Source organism: Caulobacter sp. S45, from assembly GCF_009765965.1.
Taxonomy (GTDB): domain Bacteria; phylum Pseudomonadota; class Alphaproteobacteria; order Caulobacterales; family Caulobacteraceae; genus CAHJWH01.
This window is the reverse complement of sequence record NZ_LMUL01000001.1, coordinates 55,276-77,559: the sequence shown is the minus strand read 5'-3', so window position 1 is coordinate 77,559 and position 22,284 is coordinate 55,276. Positions and strand designations below refer to the sequence as shown.

Annotated in this window: 22 protein-coding genes; 18 read left to right on the top strand and 4 right to left on the bottom strand. The window is 66.2% G+C overall.

Annotated features, from left to right (window positions below; genetic code table 11):
* Positions 1–70 precede the first annotated feature (70 nt).
* Positions 71–235, top strand: a complete 165-nt coding sequence (locus GSQ87_RS22295) for a hypothetical protein (RefSeq protein WP_174241385.1) — start codon at positions 71–73, stop codon at positions 233–235.
* Between the two features lie 10 nt (positions 236–245).
* Entirely contained in the window at positions 246–500 is a 255-nt protein-coding gene (locus GSQ87_RS00335) for a hypothetical protein (RefSeq protein ID WP_158912578.1), read from the top strand.
* Positions 501–514: 14 nt separating this feature from the next.
* Here GSQ87_RS00335 and GSQ87_RS00330 read toward each other — a convergent pair whose 3' ends face one another.
* The 3 genes from GSQ87_RS00330 to GSQ87_RS00320 all read right to left on the bottom strand — a co-directional run bounded on the left by GSQ87_RS00330 (position 515) and on the right by GSQ87_RS00320 (position 3,707).
* Positions 515–1,012: an FKBP-type peptidyl-prolyl cis-trans isomerase gene (locus GSQ87_RS00330; RefSeq protein WP_254062681.1), complete on the bottom strand. Its 498-nt coding sequence runs from the start codon at positions 1,010–1,012 to the stop codon at positions 515–517.
* A gap of 114 nt (positions 1,013–1,126) precedes the next feature.
* The gene (locus GSQ87_RS00325; protein WP_158912577.1) at positions 1,127–2,332 is read right to left on the bottom strand and encodes a PAS domain-containing sensor histidine kinase; all 1,206 of its coding nucleotides are present in this window, start codon (positions 2,330–2,332) and stop codon (positions 1,127–1,129) included.
* The gene (locus GSQ87_RS00320) at positions 2,322–3,707 is read right to left on the bottom strand and encodes a sigma-54 dependent transcriptional regulator (protein ID WP_158912576.1); all 1,386 of its coding nucleotides are present in this window, start codon (positions 3,705–3,707) and stop codon (positions 2,322–2,324) included. Before GSQ87_RS00320 ends, GSQ87_RS00325 begins: the two co-directional genes overlap by 11 nt.
* A 179-nt stretch (positions 3,708–3,886) precedes the next feature.
* On the opposite strand from GSQ87_RS00320, the gene GSQ87_RS00315 reads away from it, so the two are divergent.
* The 5 genes from GSQ87_RS00315 (at position 3,887) to GSQ87_RS00295 (ending at position 11,353) form a co-directional block, all read left to right on the top strand.
* A complete protein-coding gene (locus tag GSQ87_RS00315) occupies positions 3,887–5,140 on the top strand; it encodes an efflux RND transporter periplasmic adaptor subunit (RefSeq protein ID WP_158912575.1) in 1,254 nt (417 codons plus the stop codon).
* Between the two features lie 17 nt (positions 5,141–5,157).
* A complete protein-coding gene (locus tag GSQ87_RS00310) occupies positions 5,158–5,838 on the top strand; it encodes an ABC transporter ATP-binding protein (RefSeq protein ID WP_158912574.1) in 681 nt (226 codons plus the stop codon).
* A 9-nt stretch (positions 5,839–5,847) separates the two neighbouring features.
* Entirely contained in the window at positions 5,848–8,298 is a 2,451-nt protein-coding gene (locus GSQ87_RS00305) for an ABC transporter permease (protein WP_158912573.1), read from the top strand.
* Entirely contained in the window at positions 8,291–9,700 is a 1,410-nt protein-coding gene (locus GSQ87_RS00300) for a TolC family outer membrane protein (RefSeq protein WP_158912572.1), read from the top strand. The genes GSQ87_RS00305 and GSQ87_RS00300 overlap by 8 nt, the downstream gene beginning before the upstream one ends.
* Before the next feature lie 108 nt (positions 9,701–9,808).
* The gene (locus GSQ87_RS00295; protein ID WP_216838855.1) at positions 9,809–11,353 is read left to right on the top strand and encodes a hypothetical protein; all 1,545 of its coding nucleotides are present in this window, start codon (positions 9,809–9,811) and stop codon (positions 11,351–11,353) included.
* Here GSQ87_RS00295 and GSQ87_RS00290 read toward each other — a convergent pair.
* Positions 11,345–11,971: a TetR/AcrR family transcriptional regulator gene (locus tag GSQ87_RS00290; RefSeq protein WP_158912570.1), complete on the bottom strand. Its 627-nt coding sequence runs from the start codon at positions 11,969–11,971 to the stop codon at positions 11,345–11,347. The two genes, GSQ87_RS00295 and GSQ87_RS00290, sit on opposite strands and share 9 nt — an antisense overlap.
* Positions 11,972–12,208: 237 nt before the next feature.
* On the opposite strand from GSQ87_RS00290, the gene GSQ87_RS00285 reads away from it, so the two are divergent.
* From GSQ87_RS00285 to GSQ87_RS00235, 11 genes are all read left to right on the top strand, one after another.
* Positions 12,209–12,574: a Rieske 2Fe-2S domain-containing protein gene (locus GSQ87_RS00285; RefSeq protein WP_158912569.1), complete on the top strand. Its 366-nt coding sequence runs from the start codon at positions 12,209–12,211 to the stop codon at positions 12,572–12,574.
* Complete coding sequence (locus GSQ87_RS00280) at positions 12,561–12,902, top strand: hypothetical protein (protein WP_158912568.1); 342 nt, start codon at positions 12,561–12,563, stop codon at positions 12,900–12,902. Before GSQ87_RS00285 ends, GSQ87_RS00280 begins: the two co-directional genes overlap by 14 nt.
* A 14-nt stretch (positions 12,903–12,916) precedes the next feature.
* Positions 12,917–14,155, top strand: coding sequence for an amidohydrolase family protein (locus tag GSQ87_RS00275; protein ID WP_158912567.1), 1,239 nt, complete (start codon positions 12,917–12,919; stop codon positions 14,153–14,155).
* 98 nt (positions 14,156–14,253) lie between these two features.
* Entirely contained in the window at positions 14,254–15,648 is a 1,395-nt protein-coding gene (locus tag GSQ87_RS00270; RefSeq protein WP_158912566.1) for an MFS transporter, read from the top strand.
* 21 nt (positions 15,649–15,669) lie between these two features.
* Entirely contained in the window at positions 15,670–16,971 is a 1,302-nt protein-coding gene (locus GSQ87_RS00265; protein ID WP_158912565.1) for an Nramp family divalent metal transporter, read from the top strand.
* Between the two features lie 106 nt (positions 16,972–17,077).
* A complete protein-coding gene (locus GSQ87_RS00260) occupies positions 17,078–17,530 on the top strand; it encodes a MarR family winged helix-turn-helix transcriptional regulator (RefSeq protein ID WP_158912564.1) in 453 nt (150 codons plus the stop codon).
* 28 nt (positions 17,531–17,558) lie between these two features.
* Positions 17,559–18,122 carry an isochorismatase family protein gene (locus GSQ87_RS00255; RefSeq protein WP_158912563.1) on the top strand — a complete coding sequence of 188 codons (564 nt, stop codon included), beginning with the start codon at positions 17,559–17,561 and terminating at the stop codon, positions 18,120–18,122.
* 10 nt (positions 18,123–18,132) lie between these two features.
* Positions 18,133–18,462 (top strand): hypothetical protein, encoded by a 330-nt coding sequence (locus GSQ87_RS00250; RefSeq protein ID WP_158912562.1) that lies wholly within the window; start codon positions 18,133–18,135, stop codon positions 18,460–18,462.
* Positions 18,459–19,781 (top strand): MFS transporter, encoded by a 1,323-nt coding sequence (locus GSQ87_RS00245; RefSeq protein ID WP_158912561.1) that lies wholly within the window; start codon positions 18,459–18,461, stop codon positions 19,779–19,781. Before GSQ87_RS00250 ends, GSQ87_RS00245 begins: the two co-directional genes overlap by 4 nt.
* Before the next feature lie 147 nt (positions 19,782–19,928).
* Positions 19,929–21,176, top strand: coding sequence for an efflux RND transporter periplasmic adaptor subunit (locus GSQ87_RS00240; RefSeq protein WP_158912560.1), 1,248 nt, complete (start codon positions 19,929–19,931; stop codon positions 21,174–21,176).
* 6 nt (positions 21,177–21,182) lie between these two features.
* The coding region (locus GSQ87_RS00235; protein ID WP_174241384.1) for an efflux RND transporter permease subunit at positions 21,183–22,284 on the top strand (1,102 nt) is incomplete at its 3' end.

The following is a 22,284-nucleotide window of genomic DNA, read 5'->3' as shown; positions in this document are numbered from 1 at the left end:
CCGTCACCCCGCCGGGTTTTGCGCGCCATGTCCGGTGTCCGCGCTCCCTTACGAGCAGGAAGTCACCAGCATGGCGCGACCGCCGAACTACTCTTTCGAACGCAAGGAACGTGAGCGCCTCAAGGCGGCCAAGGCCGCCGAGAAGGCCGACGCCAAGCGCCTGCAGCGTGAACACGACCTGGCCCAAGCCGCCATCAACGACGCCCCGTCCGCGCCATCGACCGACGAGGCCTGAGGAAATCCCTATGCAAGTTTCGACCAGCTACAATCATGAGACCGTCGTCCTGGACGGCGAGAGCTTCGAAGGCTGCGAATTCCGCGACTGCCGCCTGGTCTACACCGGCGAGGCGGTTCCGATCTTCGACCAATGCCGCTTCGACAACTGCGAGTGGAAGTTCGAAGGCGCCGCCGCCCGCACCCTGGCGCACCTCAAGCTGGTCTGGAGCGTCGGCGGCAAGGCCCAGGTCCAGGCGCACATCAAGGAAATCACCGGGAAGTAGCCGGCGTCGGTCCCCTACGGTTTTTCGGGCTGGGGCTTGCTGACGGCCACCAGCTCGACCCGGAAGATCAAGGTGCTGTTCGGCGGGATGTAGGTCTTGCCGGCGGCCCCGTAGGCCAGATAGGCTGGGATGTAGAGCATCCAGACGTCTCCGGGACGCATCATCTGCAGCGCGCCGATCCAGCCCGGAATCAGCTTCTGCAGGGGGAAGTCCGTCTCGCCCACGCCCGCGTCGGGAGAGGTGTTGAACACCTTGCCGTCGATGAACCTGCCTTCGTAACGGACCTTGATCTCGTCCGACCGGAGCGGGTGAGGTCCGTCGGCCGGTCCCGATTTCAGCACCTTGTACTGGAGGCCAGGCAAGGTGACGACGCCTTCGGCGGTCGCGTTCTTCTGCAGGAACGCGCGCTCCTCATCCGTCGAACCGGGAGGGAGGGCCGCCAAGGCCACGCCGCTCATCTGAACGGCGAATCCGGCCGCCAGCAGGATCATCGGCCAAAGCCACCTCTTCATCAGCTTACCCTCCAGCGCACGAACGCACGTGGGAGCCTAGCCGGAGCCCCGGGCCGTCGCCACCAGCTTCGCTTTGAGCCGCATGCCGACAACGGACTGCACGCATAGAGACGTTCACAGCCGCATCAGGAACACCGCGCCCTCGCCCGGCGCCTGGGCCGACAAGGTCAGGTCCCCGCCATGGCTGAGCGCGACCTGGCGGGCGAAACTCAGCCCCACCCCGGCGCCTTCGGGCTTGGTGGTGAAGAAGGACTGGAAGATGCGCTCGCGGTGTTCGCGCGATACGCCGGGTCCGCTGTCGGAAATCGTCAAGGTCGCGCCCGCCGGATCGGTCTGGGCGGCGAACCGCACGGTCGGGGTGCGGGCCGGCGTTTCCAGCGCCGCCTCCGCGCCGTTGGAAAGGATGTTGGACAAGGCGTGGATAGCCAGGTCGGCGTCCAGCTCCAGCACGACGTCTGGACTGGGACAGGTCAACTCCAAGCGGACGCCTCGCGGCTCCCAGCGACTGCGGAACAACCGCGCGGTCTCCTCCATCAGTCCCGCCAGACTGGTCGGTTTAGGGTCGGGCGGCGGCAGTCGGGCGAGGGTGCGATACGCGTCCACGAACCGCATCAGCCCTTCGGCGCGACGGGCCAGGGTCGCCACGGCGTCCCGCGCCAAGGCGAGCGAGGCTGGCGTTTCGTCGGCCAGCAGTTCGGTCGCCGTCGCCGCGAGGGAGGCCACAGGGGTGAGGGCGTTCATGATCTCGTGGCTGAGCACCTGCATCAGGTCGCGCAAGGCCGCCGCCTCGGCCGCATGGATTTCCGGCTGGATATCGAGCAGGGCCGCCAATCGGATGGTCCCATGGGGGCCGGCGAGATCGGCCAGCGACATGGCGTAGGTGCGCCGGCTGGTCTCCGCAACCAACTCCACCGTCAGCCGCCCGCCGCTCGCGCCGGCCTTCAGCGCCTCCGTCAGGGCCGTTGGCGGCGCGACCAGGCGGTCGTCGGTGCGAAACAGGGTCCTCGCCGCGCGATTGCCGGCCGTGATCACGCCGTCGGGATGCAGCATCAGCAGGGGCGCGGGGGTCTGGTCGATCAGGCTGCGAAGCAGGCGTTGATCCGCCCGGACGGCCTCCATGTCCGGCATCGGTGGAGCGGCGCGCATGGGCGGGCTCGGACGCCCGGCCCAGGCGGCTGAGGCGCCCAGCCACAGCGCGGTCAAGGCCAAGGCCAGGGCGCACGCGTATAGTCCAGCCTGGATCGAAACAGTCGCGCCCACGCCGCAGGCGAACAGCAGGACTTGGCCCAGGCCGAGCAGGACGACCCGCTTAAAGCCCATGCTTGGCCATGCGCCGATAGAGCGCCGCGCGCGTGAGGCCGAGCTGCTTAGCGGCGTGGCTGACATTGAAACTGTTGCGCTTCAGGGCGGCCGCCACCAGGGCGCGTTCGGATTCGCCCAGGTTCAGGTTTGGACGCATCGACGCTTCACCCTCCCCCCCGTTATTGGGAAAGGGGATATCGGCGATCTCATAACGATCGCCCTCCGCCAGGATCACGCACCGCTCCATGGCCTGGCGCAAGGCCCGCACATCGCCGGGCCACGAGGCCTCCACGATCGCATCGGACGCCTCGTCCGTCAGCGGCTTGAGCGGCCGGCCGTAGCGAAGGGCGAATAGGCGCAGGAAATAGTGGGCCAGCATCAAGGTGTCGCCGCCACGCTCTCGCAGAGGCGGCGCGAACACCTCCACCGTGTTCAGCCGATACAACAGGTCGGCGCGCAGGCCGCCGCGTCCATTCAATTCCTCGCGCCGTCGTCGTGTGGCCGCCACGATACGCACATCCGTCGCGACCGTCCGGTCCGCTCCCGGCGACCTGACCCCGCGCACCTCCAACGCGGCGAGCAGGCGCGCCTGCACCGCGGGGGTCAACGCGCCCACCTCGTCCAGGAACAGGGTCCCACCGCGGGCGTCGGCCAAGGCCCCTAAGGTCTCGCCGTCGTTGCGCCGATCGCCGAACAGGGCCGTTTCCATTTCGTCCGCCGACAGGGCGGTCAGGTCCACCGGCACATAGGGGCCCGACGCGCGGGCCGACTGGCGGTGCAGCATGCGCGACATCAGGCTCTTACCGGTCCCCGGTTCGCCGTGGATCAGGACCGAGGCGTCCGTAGGGGCCGCCCGTCGGATCAGATCCCGCGCCCGACCGATGGCGGGGCTGTCGCCGAACAGCATGTCGGTATCGCCCACTTCGCGCGGCAGGGCGGCGCCATCGGCCTTCAACGCCGCGGACTCCCGCCGCCGTCGACGCAGCTCCAGCGCCGTCTCCAAAGTCGCGATCAGCCGGGTGTTGCTCCAGGGCTTGGTGACGAAGTCGCTGGCGCCCGCCCGCATGGCGGCCACAGCGACATTGACCCCGCTATGGCCGGTGACGACCACCACCACCGCATCCGGATCGTGGGCCATGATCTCGTCCAGGCAACGGAAGCCCTCCTCGCCGGAAACGGCGCCGCGCGCGAAGTTCAGGTCGAGCAGGATCGCATCCACCGGCTCCGCCGCCAGGACGCTCCAGGCCTCGCTCGGATGACGCGCGCCGGTCATGCGCAAGCCGTGCCGATCGAGCAGGAGGCCGGCGGCCTTCAACACATCGGCGTCGTCGTCGACGAACAGCACATGGTCGCGGCGCGCGGCGCTGGCCGCACTTGACAGTTCGTCTTGCATGTTCGGAACCGGACAGTCCTGTCTTCAGCCGAACACATGCAACGTTCAACACAAGAAAAAGTCAATAGAGACCGATGGTTAGCCTATGCGGCCGCCCATCGTAAGCTGTGCGGGTGAATATCGCCGACCGCCCGAACCTGGAATCGCAGACACCTCCCCTCCCCGCCGCCGGACAGGGTATGGACCGGCGTGTGGCCAAGCCGCGCTGGAAGCATCGCCGGCTGGCCCTGATCGTGGGCGCGGCGGTCCTGGCCGTGGCGGTGGTCGCCCTGGCCGTACGCCTGATCCCGCCGCCAGGCAGCCTGACGGTCAAGACCTCGGATGTAGAGATCGGCCAGGTCGCGCGTACGCCGTTCCAGGACTACCTGCCCGTCCGCGCCGAGGTTGCGCCGCTTCACACCGTGTTCGTCACCGCGGTGGAGGGCGGTCAGGTCGACAAGGTGATCGTGCTGGACGGGACCGAGGTGGCGGCCGGAACGGCGCTCGCGACCCTGACCAACCCCCAACTCAAGCTCGACGTCACCTCCAAGGAGGCCGAGATCGCCGGCCGCATGGGCGACGCCAGCGCCCAGCAGCTCACCCTGGAGCGCAACCGCCTCGACCGGGAGAAGGAGATTTCTGAGACCGACTACAGCCTGCTCAAGGCCCGCCACGACCTGGACATCCGCCAGCGGTTGCACGAACAGGGTTTTGTCTCCGACGCGGAGGTGAAGACCTACGGCGACGAGGCGAACTACTACCAGAACCGGCTGAAGGACCTGAAGACCGGGCAGCATCAGGAAGACGCCATCGCCGGGGCCCAGGCCGCCCAGATCCACCAAACCAGCGGCCGGCTGAACAGCAACCTGGACGTGGTCCGCTCCAGCCTCGACGCCCTGGTCGTGCGCGCGCCGGTGGCGGGGCGGCTGACCAACTTCACCCTGGAGCCCGGACAATCGCTCAAGGCCGGCGATCCGGCCGGCCAGATCGACTCCGAAGGCGCCTACAAGCTCACCGCCGACGTGGACGAATTCTATCTCGGCCGGGTGACGCCGGGCCAGCAGGCCAGCGCCGACCTGGACGGTCGCAGCGTGATGCTCAGCGTCAGCCGGGTGCTGCCCCAAGTGACCAACGGCCGCTTCCGCGCCGAGCTGATCTTCAAGGGTCAGCCCCCGGCGGGTCTGCGGCGCGGGGAAGGCGTGGATATCCGCATCACGCTCGGCGACACCCGCCCCGCCGTGGTGCTGCCCAACAGCGGCTGGCTGGAGGGCGGCGGGGGAACCTACGCCTTTGTGGTCGCTGCGGGCGGACATCGCGCCGACCGCCGCACCATCGCCATCGGCCGCCGCAATCCAGAACAGGTGGAGATCACCTCGGGCCTGGATCCCGGCGAGCGGGTGATCGTCTCCAGCTATGCCGGGTTCGACAAGTTCACCCACCTGATCCTGCATTGAATCGAGAAGAGAGCCCCATGATCACGCTCGCCGACGTGCATCGCCTGTACCGCTCCGACGAGGTGGAGACGACCGCGCTGCGCGACATCGACCTCAGCATCGAGGAGGGCGAGTTCGTCGCGGTGATGGGGCCGTCCGGCTGCGGCAAGTCCACCCTGTTGAACATCCTGGGCACGATCGACCGGCCGACGTCCGGTAAATTCCGCTTCCGCGACCAGGAGATCACCGAGCTGTCCGAGGCCGAACTGGCCCGCCTGCGCCGCGACAACCTCGGCTTCGTGTTCCAGAGCTTCAACCTGATCGACGAACTGACCATCGCCGAGAACGTCGAGCTGGGCCTGGTCTACCGCCGCTGGGCAGGCAAGGACCGGCGTGTGCGGGTCGAGGCGGCGATGGACCGAGTAGGGATCGCGCACCGGGCCAAGCACTATCCGCACCAGCTCTCCGGCGGACAACAGCAGCGCGCCGCCATCGCCCGCGCCATCGTCGGCCGCCCCAGCCTGATCCTGGCCGACGAGCCCACCGGCAACCTCGACACCGAGAACGGCGCTCAGGTGATGGACATCCTGCAGGGCCTGAATGCGGAGGGCGCCACCATCGTCATGGTCACCCACTCCCCCAGCCATGCGGACCTGGCCAAGCGCCGGATCGACATGCTGGACGGCCGCGTTGTCGTCTCCGCCCGCCGCGCGATCTGAGTCCAGGCGATGTGGGGCCACTACCTGCTGACGCTCTACCGCTCGCTGACCCGTCACCGGCTATACGCGGCGCTGAACGTGTTCGGCCTGGCGGTCGGGATCGCGGTGTTCCTCGTGCTGTGGCTCGACGTGCGCTTCGAGACCAGCTTCGAGCGGTGGATCCCCAACGCCAGCCAGATCTACACGCTGCGCACCTCATGGGTGGGCCCCGGCGGCGGCTTGCCGCCCGTGAACAGCAGCATGGGCGCAATACTGGACGAGTTGCACGGGGACTATCCGCAGCTCGTCGGCGTCCGCACCTGGGGGGCGAGCGGTTCGGTTCGACAGGGCGCGCGCATAACGCCGGAGGGCTTCACCCAGGTCGATCCGAGCTTTTTCCAGGTGTTCGATCTGCCGCTGATCGCCGGTGACAAGGCGACACTGCTACGCCGCCCCGACGAAGTGGTGCTGACCCAGGCCAAGGCGAAGCTCTACTTCGGCGCGGCCAACCCGATCGGCCGGCCTCTGACGCTGTTCTTCAGGGGCGAGGCGCACGATTACCGGGTCGCTGGCGTCCTGAAGGATCTGCCGCCGAACACCGAGCTCCAGCTTGATTTCCTGGTTCCGCTGAAAATCCCCTCGCTCGCCGAAGACCCGTATTGGCGGCATTGGGGGAGCCAGCAGCTTTCAACCTACCTGCGGTTCCAGACGCCCGAGCAGGCCAAGGCGCTGGACGACGATTTCGACCGCTTTTCCGACCGGCACGCGGGGTCCGATCTCGGTCCAGGGCCCGCGCACACGACCATCCGGATCCGCACGCTGCTGCTGACGGCGGCGCACCTGCTCAACCCCAAGGATGCAGCCGTAGTCGCCGGCCTGAGCACGGTGGGATTGCTTACCTTGCTGTTGGCCGGGGTGAACTATGTGAACCTCGCCACCGCCCGCGCAGGGCTAAGGGCGCGTGAGGTCGCCGTGCGCAAGGTGATGGGCGCGACCCGCTCCCTGCTGATGGTCCAGTTCATGAGCGAGGCGCTGGCGACGGCCCTGCTCGCCGCGCTGATCGGGCTGACGATGTGCGAAATCGCCCTGCCGCTGGTGAACGCCGCGGGCGGGCTGTCGCTGAAGATCGACTATTTCGGCTCGGACGGTCTGCTCTTGGCCGTGCTTCTGGTGGTGGCCGTGGTCGGGTTCGGCGCGGGGCTCTATCCGGCTCTGGTGCTGTCCCGGTTCCACGCGGCGGCGGTGCTGGCTTCGGCGCGGACCCCTGGCGGCGGCCGCGCCGGAGGGCGGGTGCGCGAGGTGCTGGTGGTGATCCAGTTCGCCATCGCCATAGCCTTCACCATCGGCACCGGCGTGATCGTCAACCAGACCGGCTATCTTCGGCGGGCCGACCTCGGCTTCCGGCGCGAGGGGCTGATCGTTATCCAGTCCATCAACGACTCGGCCCTGACGGCGGATCAGCGCGCCAACATACTTGCCGCCTGGCGCGCCGTGCCGGGGGTCGTGCACGCCACCCTGGGCGACATCGCTCCCGGCGTGGACGACAACACCAACTCCGGCAACACCAAGCTGCCTGGGACGCCGGGCGAAGGTCGCAGCTTCAACTACGTCTGGGGCGGCGAGGACTTCCTGCAGACCTATGGCGCCCGCCTGATCGCGGGTCGCTTCCCGGACCGCAGCCACGGCGGCGATTTTCCGCCGAAGCCGCCGGAAGGCGCCAAGGTCAAGCCGCTTCCTGGCAATGTCGTCCTGAACATGAGCGCGGTGCGCGCGCTGGGCTTTCACAGCGCCCAGGAAGCTGTCGGCAAGACGATAGGCGAAGGCGCTGGGCTGAACACCTTCGTACCCCACACCATCATCGGCGTGGTCGAGGATATCCGCTTCCGCTCCCCCCGGGATCCGGTGCCGCCAACCATCTACCGGTTCTCGCTGGTCAATATCGAGGAGTCGGCGGCGGGCGTGCGTTTCTCCGGCGCAGATCCCCAGGCGGTCATGGCGCGCCTGGCTACGGCCTGGCGGCGTATCGCGCCCACATCGCCGTTCCGCGCCAAGACCATCGACGACAGTCTCCAGCACTACTATCGCCCCGACGACCAGCACGGACGCCTGTTCACCATAGGCGCGGTCCTGGCGGTCGGCATCGGCTGCATCGGCCTCTACGGGCTGGCCTCGTTCAACACCGCGCGGCGGGTGAAGGAGATCGGCATCCGCAAGACGCTCGGCGCATCGACCGGCGATGTGCTCAAGCTGCTGGTCGGCCAGTTCCTGCGGCCGGTTCTGCTGGCGAACCTCATCGCGTGGCCCCTGGCCTATCTGGCGATGCAGAACTGGCTATCGGGGTTCGACCAGCGGATCGGGCTCAGCCCGCTCTACTTCCTCGCCGCCACCGCCCTGACCCTGGCGATCGCGCTCGCTACCGTGGCGGGCCAGGCGTTCGCGGTGGCGCGGGCCGAACCCGCCAAGGCGCTGCGTCATGAATAGGCGTGGGTGGGTGCTTCTTGGGCTGGCCGTTTCGGCTTTTCCCGGGTCGGCCCTCGCCGAAACCCTACAGGATGCACTGGCTATGGCCTATCGCACCAATCCGGTGCTCGCCGGCCAGCGGTTCCAGCAGCAGGCCCTGGACGAGAGTTACGTCCAGGCCAAGGCCGGATGGCGTCCGACCGCCAGCTTCAGCGCCGGCGCGCAGTACGAGCGCGGGCCGAACTCGACCGACTTCAGCCAGGGCTTCGCGTCCGGCAATTCCGGGCAGGCGGCCATCACCGTCACCCAGCCGCTCTATACGGGCGGGCGCACGGCCTGGGCGGTGAAGGCGGCCGAGGCGTCCGTCGGCGCCGGACGGGAGGGTCTGCGCTCCACGGAGTCGCAGGTCCTGCTGTCGGTGATCCAGGGCTATGTCGACGTACTGCGCGACCAGCAGATTCTACAGGTCCGCCAGGCGGACGCGGCCACGCTGGAACGTCAGGTCGCGGAATCCTCCGCCAAGTTCAAGCTCGGCCAGGTGACCAGGACCGACGTCGCCGAGGCCGAAGCCCAGCTCGAATCCGCGCGCGCAGCCTTGGCGGCCGCCGACGCACAGCTCCAGATCAGCCGCGCCGAATACGCCACCGCCGTGGGCGAGCCGCCAGGAGAGCTTCTCGAACCCACGGGACTGCCGGGCCTGCCGATCTCGGTGGACCAGGCGTTCGAACTGGCCGAGGACGCCAATCCCCTGCTCGCGCAGAGCCGGCTGAAGGAGCAGTCCTCGCGCGCGGAGATCGCCGCCGCCAAGGCCGCCTATCGCCCTACCGTCGCGCTGCAGGGGACCTATGGCTACATTGGCCCGATCTCGCCGCTGGACACGCGCGACTACGGCCAGGACGTGACGGCGGGCGTGACCATGACGCTGCCCCTGCTGACCGGCGGCCTGACCGCGTCCCAGGTGCGTCAGGCCACGGCCCTCAACAGCAGTGATCGCGTGGCCATCGAGATGGTTCGCCGCCAAGTGGTTCAGAGCGTCGCCCAGGCCTGGAACCAACTCCTGTCGGGACAGGCCGGGGTAAAGGCCAACGCGGCGCAGGTCGCCGCCGCCGACCTGGCGCTCAAGGGTTCCCAGGCGGAGTACGGCTATGGCCTGCGCACCACCCGGGACGTGCTGCTTTCCGACGAGAACCTGCGTTCCGCCCAGCTCGCCCTGGCCCGCAGCCGGCACGACACCATCCTGGCGGAAGCGTCGGTGCTGGAGGCCAGCGGCCGGCTGGAAATCCATGACCTCCTGCCGGCCGAGCCCGCCTACGACGCGAAAGGCCATTTCGACCGGGTCAAGAATGCGGCGCGCCCACCTTGGGAAGGCGTGGTCCAGGCCCTGGACCAGGTGGATTCGGATGGAGTGACAAGGCGCCAGTGACGTCTCCTCTGCTGGAACGCCCACAGCGGAAGGTCGGAAATCAGGCCGGTTGATAACGGCCCCGCAGATGATACCGTATACGATGAACGGGGAGCGGTGATGGCGGGCGTGAACGAATCAGCCACGGACACGTCGCGGCGCAACCTGCTCCAGGGCTTGGTCGCCGCGCCCGCCTTGGCCGCGACGGCGGCCCGGGCGACCCCAGCGCCTGTCCCCCATCGAGACGGTTCGAGCCCCGCATCTCGAGACCCCTTCGTCGCCCTACAGGTCGGCGCACGCTCCTTCGTAGACGAGGGGGTGGACCACTGCCTGGACACCCTGCACGAGACCGGCGGCGTCAACGTGGTGATGGCGGCGGTGTTCACCTACGGAACCGGGCTGGCCGGCCGCCAATCCAGCGACGAGCCCCTGCCCGATCACGGCGTGCAGGCCTACGACACCATCCACGGCGGCAGCTATGCGGCGGTGCATCCAGAGTTCTACGCCGGCTCGGTGATCAAGGACATCCGCGCGCCGGACCTGGGATCGTTCGACATCCTCGCCGACGTCATCCCTCGCGCCAAGGCCAAGGGGATGCAGACCTACGCCCTGTTCGAGGAGAACTATAACCCCAAGTTGATCCCCAACTTCGGCAAGATCGCCGAGGTCGACCTGTACGGCCGCACCGGCCGCACCACCTGTTTCAACAACCCCGATGCGCGCAGCTTCCTGGCCTCGATGGTGTCGGACTGGGTGACCAGCAACGACATCGACGGGCTGATGTGGGAGTCCGAGCGCCAGGGCCCGCTCAACAACATGCTCGGCGCGCATTTCGGTTCGGTGCAGGCAAAGCGGTCCACCATCGGCTGCTTCTGCGGGCACTGCATGAGCAAGGCGCGCGACCTGGGCATCGACGGCCCGCGCGCCAAGGAGGGCTTCTTCGCGCTGGACCGGTGGGTCACCCAGACCCTGGCCGGTCCACGGGTGGCGGACGGGACCTTCGTGTCGCTGTGGCGGGTGCTGCTGAACTATCCCGAACTGCTGGCGTGGGAGCGGTTCTGGTACTCCAGCCAGGAAGAGGCGTACGGCCTGATCTATGGGACCGCCAAGGCGATCAAGCCCAAACTCCAGGTCGGGTGGCACATCATGCACCTGGTGACGATGAGCCCCTTCTACAGCGCCGACACCGACTACGCCCGCCTGGCCCACATCGCCGACTTCCTCAAGCCGTCGCCCTACAACAACTGCGCCGGCCCACGGCTGGCGCAGTATATCCGCAACGTCCAGTCGACCATCTTCCGCGACTCCACGCCCGAGCAGGTGCTCGACATGCACTACCGGATGATGGGCCTGTCCGGCGAGCCGACGCTCGCGCAGTTGCCGACCGCCGGGCTGTCGGGGGCCTCGGTCGGGGTGGAGACCCGGCGCGCCGTGGCCGATGTCGAAGGCGCCATCCCGATCTATCCGGGTATCGACATCGACATCCCGACCGCGCTGGACGAAAAGCGCACCCGTCCCGAAGACGTCCAAGCCGCCACCGCTTCCGCCCTGGAAGCCGGCGCCTCGGGCGTGGTGCTGTCGCGCAAATACGCCGAGATGCGCCTGACCAACATCGCCGGAGCCAAGGCGGCGTTGATGGCGCACGCCAGCCGGTCGGGCGCTGGGTTAGGCTGAACGCCCCTCGACTATCGAGGCGACGATCATGTTCAAGAGGTACCGGAGCTTCTGAAGGCCGTCCTCGATATCTCGAGAATCTGCGCTCAGCCAAAACCTGAGTTCGGTCAGATAGACGTCGAGTATTATCCTGGCGAGCCCATCGATATCGAGTTCGGGTCGCACCTCCTCGTTTGCCGAACCTCGCCGAAGGATTTCGCCCAACCTCTGCTGGGCATGGGCGCGGCGGCCGATGCCAGGCGCCAGCGCCTGACTGGTTTCGACAACGGAATAGGCCGCCCTGTCGCCCGTCGACGCCCGGTAGAGGTCAGGGTGCCGGCTCCAGAATTCATAGCGAGGCCTTAGGAAGACGATGATCTGCTCGATGAGCGGTTGGTCGCCTTCCAGGCCGGCGAAGGCGGCGTCGTTAAGCCGATCCAACTCATCATTCAAGCTCATCAAAAACAAGTCGACCTTGTTTTCAGCATAAAGAAATATAGTCCCGGCAGCGACCCCCGCTCGACGCGCTATTTCGCGAGTTGTCGCAGCCTCGAACCCCTTCTCCGCCAGAATATCGAGCGTGGCGCAGCGGATACGTTCTCGCCGTTCGACCTTGTTGTTCTCACGACGGCCGGACAACTGCGGCTCCCATCTGGAATATCATTTGCGTCATCGCCAACGGGAGCTTTGCGGATCGTCGGGTTCGATCTCCCTTGACGACATCATGGCGGCGTGTCAATCGTGGAGAAAATGAGCGCGCTCATTTCGTGGATCGCCATGCGCGACCAATGAATTCCGAATGCGCGCCCGACGGGAGAATGGAAGGAAATTGCACTTCCAAAGTAGATAATCTTATAGGGATGGAAGGTTCAGATAATGCCTGAATACAAGGTAGGCCCAGCCGACATATTCGCCGATGATGAACGGCGTATCGTCGCCTGCGACGACAAAGAGATCGGCATCTTCAAGCTCGATGGCGAATTCTATGGGTGGCACAATCTCTGTCCGCACCAAGGCGGCCCGGTGTGCACAGGCCGGGTGATGAGCCGGGTGCTGGAGATCGCCGACGCTGAGGGCTGTACGCGAGGACAACAATACGACGACAGTCAAAAGCACATTGTCTGCCCGTGGCACGGCTATGAATTCAGCATCAAGACCGGCTCTCACCCTGGAAATGCTCGTGTGAGACTACGCCCGGCGGACGTCTTTGTGCGCGAGGGGCAGGTCTATGTTCGCCTCTGATCACGACCGCAGGAACGATCGCTACGCCTGGATCGATGAGGCTGCGCCCCAGCTTCTGAGCGCCTCGCGTGAACTGCTCACCGACGGCGAGGCGGCGCGGGTGTCGGACCAGTCGGTCGCCCAGATCATGACCGCCGCCATCCGCCTCTACGTCGCCAAGACCGATGGCGAGGAGCGCACGTTCAGCCCCGTCGCCGGCGAACGCGACAGCGAACTCTGCCCGACAGAACTGCTTTCGGCCGTCTCGGAGCTGCTTCGCGCCATGCGCCTGGGGCCAATGGAGCTGGCGCTCTGGTATCGCCGTCGCCCCGATTCAGACATAATATAGTTCGGAGACCAACGATGAACATCCAAACGAAGTTCGACGCCAATCCCGCTCCAATACAAATTATCGACGGCCTTACCGATACGCGCGATGTGCTCGCCCACGCGCGCAAGAACGCCTTGAAGCGGGGATTGGCCGATTGGTTCATCTGCGATGTGGACGCGCACCATGTCGAAAGTATTTCCTGGCACGAAGTGGTTAAATATATCGAGGACCCCGTCATCCGCGACAACGCCATGCGTTTCCATTCGGAACGTACAGGCGCACCGCCTTACGGACTGAACGGCGATCTGGGTCTTCGCTATACTTCGGTCGGTGGACGCATCCCCCATCAGGACGAGCGCAGGGAAAAAATCCCCGACACCGGCGTGCACCGCGACGTTGAACTGACCCGGCGAGCGATGGACTCCATCGGCGTCGACAACATGGTCATATTCCCGACGCCGATGCTGTTCCTGGGCATGCATCCGCAACCTGAAATGGAGGTCTGGCTCACCCGCGCCTATAATCGCTGGCTGATCGACCGCATCCTTTCCGAGGACGACCGCATCAAGACCCTGCTTTGCCTTCCGTTCAACACACCGAAGGAAGCCGAGCGTACGGTGGCGGAATTCGCCGACAAGAAGGGTGTGATCGGTTTCTGTGTTCCGAGCACACGCTACAAGCCGGTGCATCACAACGACTATATGCGGCTGTATTCCATGATCGAAGAGACCGGAAAACCTCTGGCGTTCCATGCCGGTTATCATTGGCATGACCCGTCTCTGGCCACAGTCAACCGCTTCATCGGCATGCATGCGCTCGGTTTCGTGTGGTGCAACATGGTCCACATGACCAACTGGATCCTGAATGGCATCCCGGAGCGCTTCCCCAAGCTGAAGCCGATCTGGGTGGAGAGCGGTCTCGCCTGGGTTCCGTTCATGATGCAGCGCCTGGACGACCAGTACCTGATGCGCCAATCGGAAGCGCCGCAACTGAAGCGCCTGCCCAGCGAATATATGCGCGACAACTGTTGGTATACCACCCAACCCATGGAAACGACCCACCCCAAGGCGCTCCAGAATACACTTGAAATGATAAATGCAGAGACGCAGCTATTGTTTGCTTCAGACTGGCCGCATTTCGATTTCGACCTCCCTCAGATGATCTACGACCTGCCCTATCTGAGCGAGCAAGCCAAGCGCAACATCCTCGGCCTGAACGCCGCCCGGATCTTCAATCTCGAACCGACCATTCGGAAAAATCTGATGTACTGACCGCCCGCCCGTTGTCGGCGGCTGGCGTCACGGGTCAGAACGGGAAGCCTTGCAGAGCGTTGCGATAAAATAGAAATAATAACACAGCGGGAGGAAAGGTGTCGGCGATAGCAGACATTGACGTGCAAGGACTGATCGAGAAACAAAGATTCGGCCCCTTCCAGTGGACTGTCCTGATCCTTTGCTTTTCGGCGGCGCTGCTGGATGGGTACGACGCCCAGATCGTCGGCTTCGTCATCAGCGGCATGGCGCGCACATGGCACGTGGGCCGTGCCGCCTTCGGTTCCGTCTTCAGCGCCGGCTTCGCGGGCCTGCTCATCGGCGCCTTGGCGATGGGAACGGCGGCGGATCGTTGGGGCCGCAAGACCATACTGATCATTTCGACGGTGCTGTTCGGGCTGTTTTCCTTTCTCACCATCTTCGCCAACTCCATCGACACTCTGGTCCTGCTGCGCTTCCTGACGGGGTTCGGCGTCGGCGGCGCCCTGCCCAACGCGATCGCCCTGTCCGGCGAGTACGGGCCGCGCTCCCATCGCATCACCATGATGACCACGGTGGGCGCCGGGGTTTCGGTCGGGGCCACGCTGGCCGGCCTGATCGCCTCGCAGGTCTTGCCGCACTTCGGCTGGAGAGCGGTCTTCTATATCGGCGGCTTGGCGCCCCTCGCGCTCGTGCTTGTACTGGTAGGGTTCCTGCCCGAGTCCCTGCGGTTTCTGATCATCCGCAAGCGATCAAGGCGCGCCGCCGAGAAGATCGTCCGGCGCATGGCGCCCGACCTGGTCCTCGACGCCTCCACGGTGTTTTCCATATCGGAAATGCATCGGACAGGGCTTCCGGTGAAGCATCTGTTCACCGAAGGGCGTGGCCCGCTGACCGTGGTCATGTGGCTGGCCTTCCTCTGCAACAATGCGGCGCTCTACACCCTCATCCCGTGGCTACCGACCCTGGTCCACGGCATGGGGCTGAGCATCGCCAACGCCGCCGCCATAGTCTCCGTCTTCAGTATCGGCGGCATCTGCGGAGCCGTGGGCGTCGGACGCTTCATCGACAGCGCCAATCCCTACCGCGTCCTGGTGCTCGTGCTTTTCGTCGCGGCGGTGAGCACGGTTTCGATCGGCCTTGTGGGCGTGAAGTTCCTCCCCCTGACCGCGACGATCTTCGTCGCCGGGTTCTGCGTGGCTGGCGGTCAGCACGGCGCCAACGCCCACGCGGGCGGCTTCTATCCGACCTTCATGCGCTCCACGGGCCTTGGCTGGGCGATGGGGGTGGGCAAGGGCGGGTCCATCTTCGGCCCACTCCTGCTCGGCGAACTCCTCAGGCGGCGCTGGCCTCTCTATGACATCCTGGGCGTGTTCAGCCTCGTAATCGCTTCATCGGCAGCGCTCTTCGGCCTGATGGGATGGCTGAGCGCCCGCGGGGCCCACGCGTTCGCGAGCGGTGAACGCGGCGCGGCCTCATCGTCGGGTCGCACCGTGGCCGAATCCACGATCTGACGCGGAAGGCGGCGGAGGGCTGTGAGCGAAATAGCCGATCTCAGCGCCCTTCCCGTCACCGATCGGACGACGGCGGCCATCCGAGATGTCCTCGCCGGCCGTAAACGGGGCGTGCGCTCCAGCCTGCTGTTCGCCGGGCCGGCGGTGGTCGCGTCGGTCGCCTACATGGACCCGGGAAACTTCGCGACCAACATCCAGGCGGGCGCCCACTACGGCTACGCCCTGCTCTGGGTGGTGGTGCTGGCGAACCTGATCGCCATGCTGTTCCAGGGACTTTCCGCGAAACTCGGCATCGTCACGGGCCGCAACCTCGCCGAGGTCTGCCGCGCGCAGTTTCCGCGGTGGGCCGTATACGGCCTTTGGGCCGCCAGCGAGATCGCGGCCATGGCGACCGATCTGGCCGAGTTCGTCGGCGGCGCCATCGGCCTCGCCCTGCTGTTCAGGATTCCGCTGCTAGCCGGAATGACGGTGACGGCGACGGTCACCTACGGCGTGCTGCTGTTCGAGAAGCGCGGCTATCGCGTCATGGAACTCATCGTCGGCGCGCTGGTCGCGGCGATCGGACTTTGCTTCCTGGTCGAACTGGCCATCTCCCCCATCGCCTGGAAGGATGCGGGGCTGCACGCGATCGTCCCGTCCCTGCCTGGGGCGGGGGCGCTGACCATAGCCATCGGCATCGTCGGGGCCACAGTCATGCCCCACGCCCTGTATCTCCATTCTGGCCTGACCCAGAACAGGGCCCCAGCACGCAGTGCACGGGAGCGCCGCTCCCTTCTGCGCTTTTCGAACCGGGAGGTCGTCGTCGCCCTGGCCTTTGCGGGCATGATCAACATGTCGATGGTGATGATGGCGTCCTCGGCCTTTCACGCCCGGCACAGCGGGGTGACGGAACTCGAAACCGCCTATCGTATCCTGACGCCGCTCCTGGGCGCTGGAGCCGCTGGCGTCTTCCTATGCGCGTTGATCGCCTCCGGCGTCTCCAGTTCGGTGGTCGGCACCATGGCGGGTCAGATGATCATGCAGGGCTTCATGGGCGTCCGCGTCCCGATCTGGGTGCGGCGCGGCGTGGTCATGCTGCCGGCGTTCGCGGTGGTGGCCATCGGCTTCGACGGGACCCGGGCGTTGATCCTGAGCCAGGTGGTCCTCTCGTTTATCCTGCCCGTGCCGATGGTGACGCTGGTCCTGTTCACATCGCGCCGGGACATCATGGGTGAATTTGCGAACAGCTTGTTGACGAACGCTGTCGCGATCCTGGGCGCCTTCATCGTGCTGGCGCTCAATTTCGTGCTGCTGGTCCAGGCTTTCGGCCTCGCCGCGATCTGAACAATCCGAGGTTCAGCAGTTAGCGCCGGGGCGCCGCGTTCGTTTCTATCGCCACGATATGAAGGTTAGCTTTGTAGTTTTCCTTCCTACCTGCTAGACTGCGGCAATGAACGATCCCCAGGGCGATCTCGATGCGGCGCGCGCCTTGGCCTTGGCTGTGGACCTTCGTGTCCAGCTCGGGAAATTGAGCCGCCGGCTCCGCGACCAGACGAATCCCGGCGACCTGACCTGGTCCCAGAAGGCGGTGCTCGTCCATCTGGAGCGCGAGGGATCGGCCACGGTGACGACCCTGGCGCGGGCCGAAGGCGTGCGCCCGCAATCCATGGGCGCCACCATCTCCGTCCTGGAGCAGGCAGGGCTGATCAGCGGCGCGCCGGACCCCGCCGATGGGCGCCAGACCCTTCTGTCCCTCACCCCCCCTTGCCGGGAAATGATCAAGACCAGCCGGACGGCGCGGGAGGACTGGCTGTTCTGGGCCATCCAAACCAAGCTGGCGCCGGGTGAACAGGAAACCCTCGCGACCGCCGTCGAACTGCTCAAACGCCTCGTCGAGACGTGATCCCCCGAAACCCGAAAGGCATTCACCCGTGGCCTTGACCACCCTCGATCCGAAGACCGCCCTGGTCGTCATCGACCTGCAAAAGGGCATCGTCGCCTACCCGACCGTCCATCCCATCGACGAAGTCGTGAAACGGGCCGCCGCCCTGGCGGACGCATTCCGGCGCCAAGGCTTGCCGGTCGTGCTCGTCAACGTCGACGGAGGCGCGCCGGGTCGGACGGAGCGAGCGCGTCCCCCCGCCGAATTTCCGGTCGGCTGGACCGACATCATCCCGGAGCTGAACCAGCAGCCCCAGGAGCATGTGGTGACCAAGCGGACCTGGGGCGCATTCACCAACACCGATTTGGAAGCACACCTGAAGAGGTTGGGCGTGACCCAGGTCGTGATCGCCGGGGTCTCGTCCAGCGCCGGGGTCGAGTCGACCGCTCGCCAGGCCTACGAACTCGGCTTCAACGTCACCCTCGCCGTCGACGCCATGACCGACATGAACCTCGACGCCCACACCAACAGCGTCACCCGCATCTTCCCGAAACTGGGTGAAACCGGCACGACTCGGGAGATCATCGATCTGCTCGACAGCAGCCGAGCATGAGGCGCCGACGATGAACTGGCTTCACGACATATCCTACTTCTTCGGCGGGGCCTTTCTCGTCAACGCCACTCCACACCTGGTCAGCGGCTTGATGGGACGGCCCTTCCAAAGCCCGTTTGCGAAGCCGCCCGGTCAGGGCCTTTCTTCCTCGACGGTAAATGTACTTTGGGGTTTTCTGAACCTGGCGGTCGGGTATGGTCTTATATGCCGGGTCGGAACCTTCGAGCTCCGATCCACTGAAGATGTCGTCGCCTCCGGATTGGGCGCTCTACTTATCGGGATCATGACGGCGCGCATGTTTGGCCGGTTCAACGGCGGCAATTCGCCTGGCGAGACATGAGCGATCGTCCGGCCGGCGCCTTCCGTTCGCTGCACGGCTTCAACTACCGGGTCTGGGCCGGCGGGGCCATCGTATCCAATGTGGGCACCTGGATGCAGCGCACCGCCCAGGACTGGCTGGTGCTCACCCAGCTGACCCATAAGAATGCAACGGATATGGGCGTGGTCATGGCGCTCCAGTTCGGACCCCAGCTGCTGCTGCTGCCGCTGACCGGTTTCGCGGCGGATCACCTCGACCGGCGAAAGCTGCTGATCGCGACGCAGGCGGCGATGGGGGCCCTGGCCCTTGGGCTGGGCCTGCTCACCGTCACGGGCCTGGTCCAGTTGTGGCACGTCTACGTGTTCGCGTTCCTGCTGGGCTGCGTCACCGCCTTCGATGCGCCCGCGCGCCAGACATTCGTCTCCGACCTGGTTGGGGAGGCGAACCTGTCGAACGCCGTGGCGCTGAACTCCACATCGTTCAACGCGGCCAGGATGATCGGTCCAGCCGTCGCCGGCCTGTTGATCGCCTCGGTCGGCACGGGGTGGGTGTTCCTGATCAACGCTGTGTCCTTCGTCGCGGTGCTCTGCTCGTTGGGCCTGCTTCGCGGCGGCGAGCTTCATCGGAAGGACAAGGCCGTTCGAACCCGAGGCAGCTCCGTTGAAGGATTCCGCTACGTCTGGAAGCGACCGGACCTGAAGGCCATCCTGTTCATGCTGTTTCTGATCGGCACCTTCGGGGTCAATTTTCCGATCTTCATCTCGACCATGTCCGTCACCGCCTTCCATGCGGGCGCCAGCCAGTATGGGCTCCTGACCTCGATCATGGCCATCGGCTCGGTCGCCGGCGCCCTGTTGTCGGCCAGACGCGCCAAGCCGCACATCGCGCTCCTGTTCGCCGCCGCAGCCGTATTCGGCTTCGGCTTCACACTGGCCGCGGTCATGCCCAACTACTGGCTGTTCGGCCTGGCGCTGATCGTCATCGGCGTGTCCGCGCAAACCTTCACCACCACCGCGATCAGCACGGTGCAACTCGCCACCGAGCCCGCGATGCGGGGACGCGTGATGGCGATCCTGCTCGCCATCGCCTTGGGCGGCACGCCGCTTGGCGCACCGCTGGTCGGATGGATCGCCGACAGGTTTGGACCACGCTGGGCCCTGGTCGTCGGAGCCGCCTCGGGCTTCGCCGCGGCGATTGTCGGACTCCACTACCTGGTGAGGTATCGTGGCCTGCGCGTTCGCATCCAGGCTGGCCAGCTCCGCTTCAGTACGGACGCCGGGGACGCCATGATCGCCCCCCATCGCTTCGACCGCCGCGCAGAGCTTACAGCCGGCGAGTGAGTCCGACAGGCATCCGTTGCCCAGCAGGCGACCTAACAGCTTAGCTTAGCGGCCGAACGGCGCATGGCTGGCTAGATTGGCCTCAGGACAAATAGCTGCCGCAATCATCCAGCAGCGGTCGCGCGCCATTCCTGCTGGAGCGCGACCTTGAGCCAGACGCCCTCGTTGACGCCGCCTCGGCGACGGTTGTCGACGCCGGCTCAGGTCGGCTTGCTGATCGCACTCGCAGCAGTCCTGATCCTCGCGCTGGTGACGATCCCCTGGGCGTTGCGCGCCGCCGCCGCCAAGCCGGACGTCGCGCCGCCGCAACCCCCGCCGGGAACCTTCAAGCCCACCCCCGAGCAGTGGCGCACCCTGACCTTTGCGCCGATCCGAGCGATGAGCTTCGCGGACCAGGTCTCCACCGACGGCAAGATCGCGGTGGACGACGACGCCACCGTGCAGATCACCCCGCCCTTTTCCGGTCGGGTGATCTCGGTGGTCGTCCGCGCGGGCGACCGGGTGGCGAAGAGGCAGGTGATGCTGACCGCCCAGGCCTCCGAGGTGGCGCAGGCGCGCAACGACCTGACCGCCGCCGAAGCTGCGCTGACGACCGCGAAGGCCCAGCTCCAGGTCGCCTCCGCCAACGCGACGCGCCAGCAGGCCCTGTTCAAACTCAGCGGCGCCGCCCAGCGCGACGTGCAGCAATCCGAAAGCGACCTCGCCGCCGCCCAGGGCGCGGTGAAGAGCGATATCGCGGCCCTGGCGGTCGTGCGTGACCGGCTGAAAGTGCTGGACGTGGGCGTCGTGAGCCAGGGCGAGATCAATTCCAACGGTCTTGCCGCCCTCCGCTCGCCGATCGCCGGCGTGGTGATCCAGCGCCAGGTCGGCCCGGGCCAGTATCTGAACGCCACCTCGAACGGCGCGACCACGCCGATCTTCACCGTCAGCGACCTGTCCAAGGTCTGGCTGACGGCCAATGTGCGCGAGGAGGACGCCGCGCGCATCCACGTGGGCCAACCGATCGAGGTGCGGGTGGCGGGCCTGCCCGATCGCAGCTTCCATGCCCGCATCGACTTCGTGGGCGCGACGCTGGACCCGGCCACCCGACGGCTGCCGGTCCGCGCCACCCTGGCCAATCCCGGCGGCCTGCTGAAGCCCGAGATGTTCGCGGACTTCGCGCTGGGCGCGGGACCGTCCGAGCAAGCGCTGGGGGCGCCGGCGTCGGCGGTGATCTTCGAGGGCGACACCGCCAGGGTCTGGGTGGTGCGCCAGGATCGGACCCTGGCGTTGCGCCCAATCAAGGCCGGACGCACGGCGAACGGTCAGGTCGAGGTACTCGCGGGCCTGAACGCCGGCGACCGGGTCGCCAGTTCCGGCGCCATCTTCATCGACCGCGCGGCCAAGGGCGACTGATCTCCGATGAACCGGGTCGTCACCTTCGCGCTGCGCCACAGCGGGCTGATGCTCGTGTTCATGGCCGTGCTGTTCGCCGCCGGCATCGCCGCCTTCCTGAAGTTGAACATCGAGGCCTATCCCGACCCGGTCCCGCCCCTAGTCGAGATCGTCACCCAGAACAGCGGCCAGTCGGCGGAGGAGATCGAGCGCTACATCACCATCCCGATCGAGATCCAGCTCGCCGGCATCCCGCATGTCACCAGTGTGCGCACCATCTCGCTGTTCGGCCTGTCCGACGTGAAGGTGCAGTTCTCCTACGACTTCTCCTATGACGAGGCCGAGCAGCGGGTGATCAACCGGCTGACCCAGCTAGGCCAGCTACCCAACAACGCCCAACCGCTGATCTCGCCCGAGAGCCCCATCGGGGAGATCTACCGTTATCGCGTCGTCGGACCGCCCGGCTATTCCGTCACCGACCTGAAAACCTTGCAGGACTGGGTGCTGCAACGCCGCTTCAAGGCCGTGCCGGGCGTGGTCGACGTCACCGGCTGGGGCGGCAAGACCAAGGCCTACGAGGTCGATATCGACCGTTCGCGCCTGCTGGCCTACGGCGTGTCGCTGAGCCAGGTTATCGCGGCGCTGAACAACGCCAACGTCAATGTCGGCGGCCAGACCCTGAACATCGGACCCCAGGCGGCCATCGTGCGCGGCGTGGGACTGATCCACTCCATGGACCAGGTGCGCCACACCTTGATCGCCGCGCCCAACGGCGCGCCGGTGACTATCGGCGACGTGGCCAAGGTCGAGGTCGGCCACCTGCCCCGCCTCGGCATCGCCGGCCAGGACGCCGACAACGACGTGGTCGAGGGCATCGTGCTGATGCACCGCGGCGAGAAGTCCATGCCCACGATCAAGGCGGTGGAGGCCGAGGTCCAGAAGATCAACACCACCGACGTGTTGCCCCCCGGCGTGCACATCGAGAAGATCTACGACCGCTCGGATCTGATCGCGGTGACCACCCACACCGTGCTGCACAACATGCTGGAAGGCATGATCCTGATCTTCGTGATCCAGTGGTTGTTCCTGGGCAATTTGCGAAGCGCGGTGATCGTGGCGGTGACCATCC

Excerpts from the sequence above, each read along its gene's own strand:
- GSQ87_RS00305 (WP_158912573.1), top strand. The coding sequence starts at position 5,848 with ATGTGGGGCCACTACCTGCTGACGCTCTACCGCTCGCTGACCCGTCAC.
- GSQ87_RS00280 (WP_158912568.1), top strand. The coding sequence starts at position 12,561 with ATGTTCGCCTCTGATCACGACCGCAGGAACGATCGCTACGCCTGGATC.
- GSQ87_RS22295 (WP_174241385.1), top strand. The coding sequence starts at position 71 with ATGGCGCGACCGCCGAACTACTCTTTCGAACGCAAGGAACGTGAGCGC.
- GSQ87_RS00315 (WP_158912575.1), top strand. The coding sequence starts at position 3,887 with ATGGACCGGCGTGTGGCCAAGCCGCGCTGGAAGCATCGCCGGCTGGCC.
- GSQ87_RS00285 (WP_158912569.1), top strand. The coding sequence starts at position 12,209 with ATGCCTGAATACAAGGTAGGCCCAGCCGACATATTCGCCGATGATGAA.
- GSQ87_RS00245 (WP_158912561.1), top strand. The coding sequence starts at position 18,459 with ATGAGCGATCGTCCGGCCGGCGCCTTCCGTTCGCTGCACGGCTTCAAC.
- GSQ87_RS00260 (WP_158912564.1), top strand. The coding sequence starts at position 17,078 with ATGAACGATCCCCAGGGCGATCTCGATGCGGCGCGCGCCTTGGCCTTG.
- GSQ87_RS00300 (WP_158912572.1), top strand. The coding sequence starts at position 8,291 with ATGAATAGGCGTGGGTGGGTGCTTCTTGGGCTGGCCGTTTCGGCTTTT.
- GSQ87_RS00250 (WP_158912562.1), top strand. The coding sequence starts at position 18,133 with ATGAACTGGCTTCACGACATATCCTACTTCTTCGGCGGGGCCTTTCTC.
- GSQ87_RS00310 (WP_158912574.1), top strand. The coding sequence starts at position 5,158 with ATGATCACGCTCGCCGACGTGCATCGCCTGTACCGCTCCGACGAGGTG.
- GSQ87_RS00320 (WP_158912576.1), bottom strand. The coding sequence starts at position 3,707 with ATGCAAGACGAACTGTCAAGTGCGGCCAGCGCCGCGCGCCGCGACCAT.
- GSQ87_RS00330 (WP_254062681.1), bottom strand. The coding sequence starts at position 1,012 with ATGAAGAGGTGGCTTTGGCCGATGATCCTGCTGGCGGCCGGATTCGCC.
- GSQ87_RS00335 (WP_158912578.1), top strand. The coding sequence starts at position 246 with ATGCAAGTTTCGACCAGCTACAATCATGAGACCGTCGTCCTGGACGGC.
- GSQ87_RS00325 (WP_158912577.1), bottom strand. The coding sequence starts at position 2,332 with ATGGGCTTTAAGCGGGTCGTCCTGCTCGGCCTGGGCCAAGTCCTGCTG.
- GSQ87_RS00275 (WP_158912567.1), top strand. The coding sequence starts at position 12,917 with ATGAACATCCAAACGAAGTTCGACGCCAATCCCGCTCCAATACAAATT.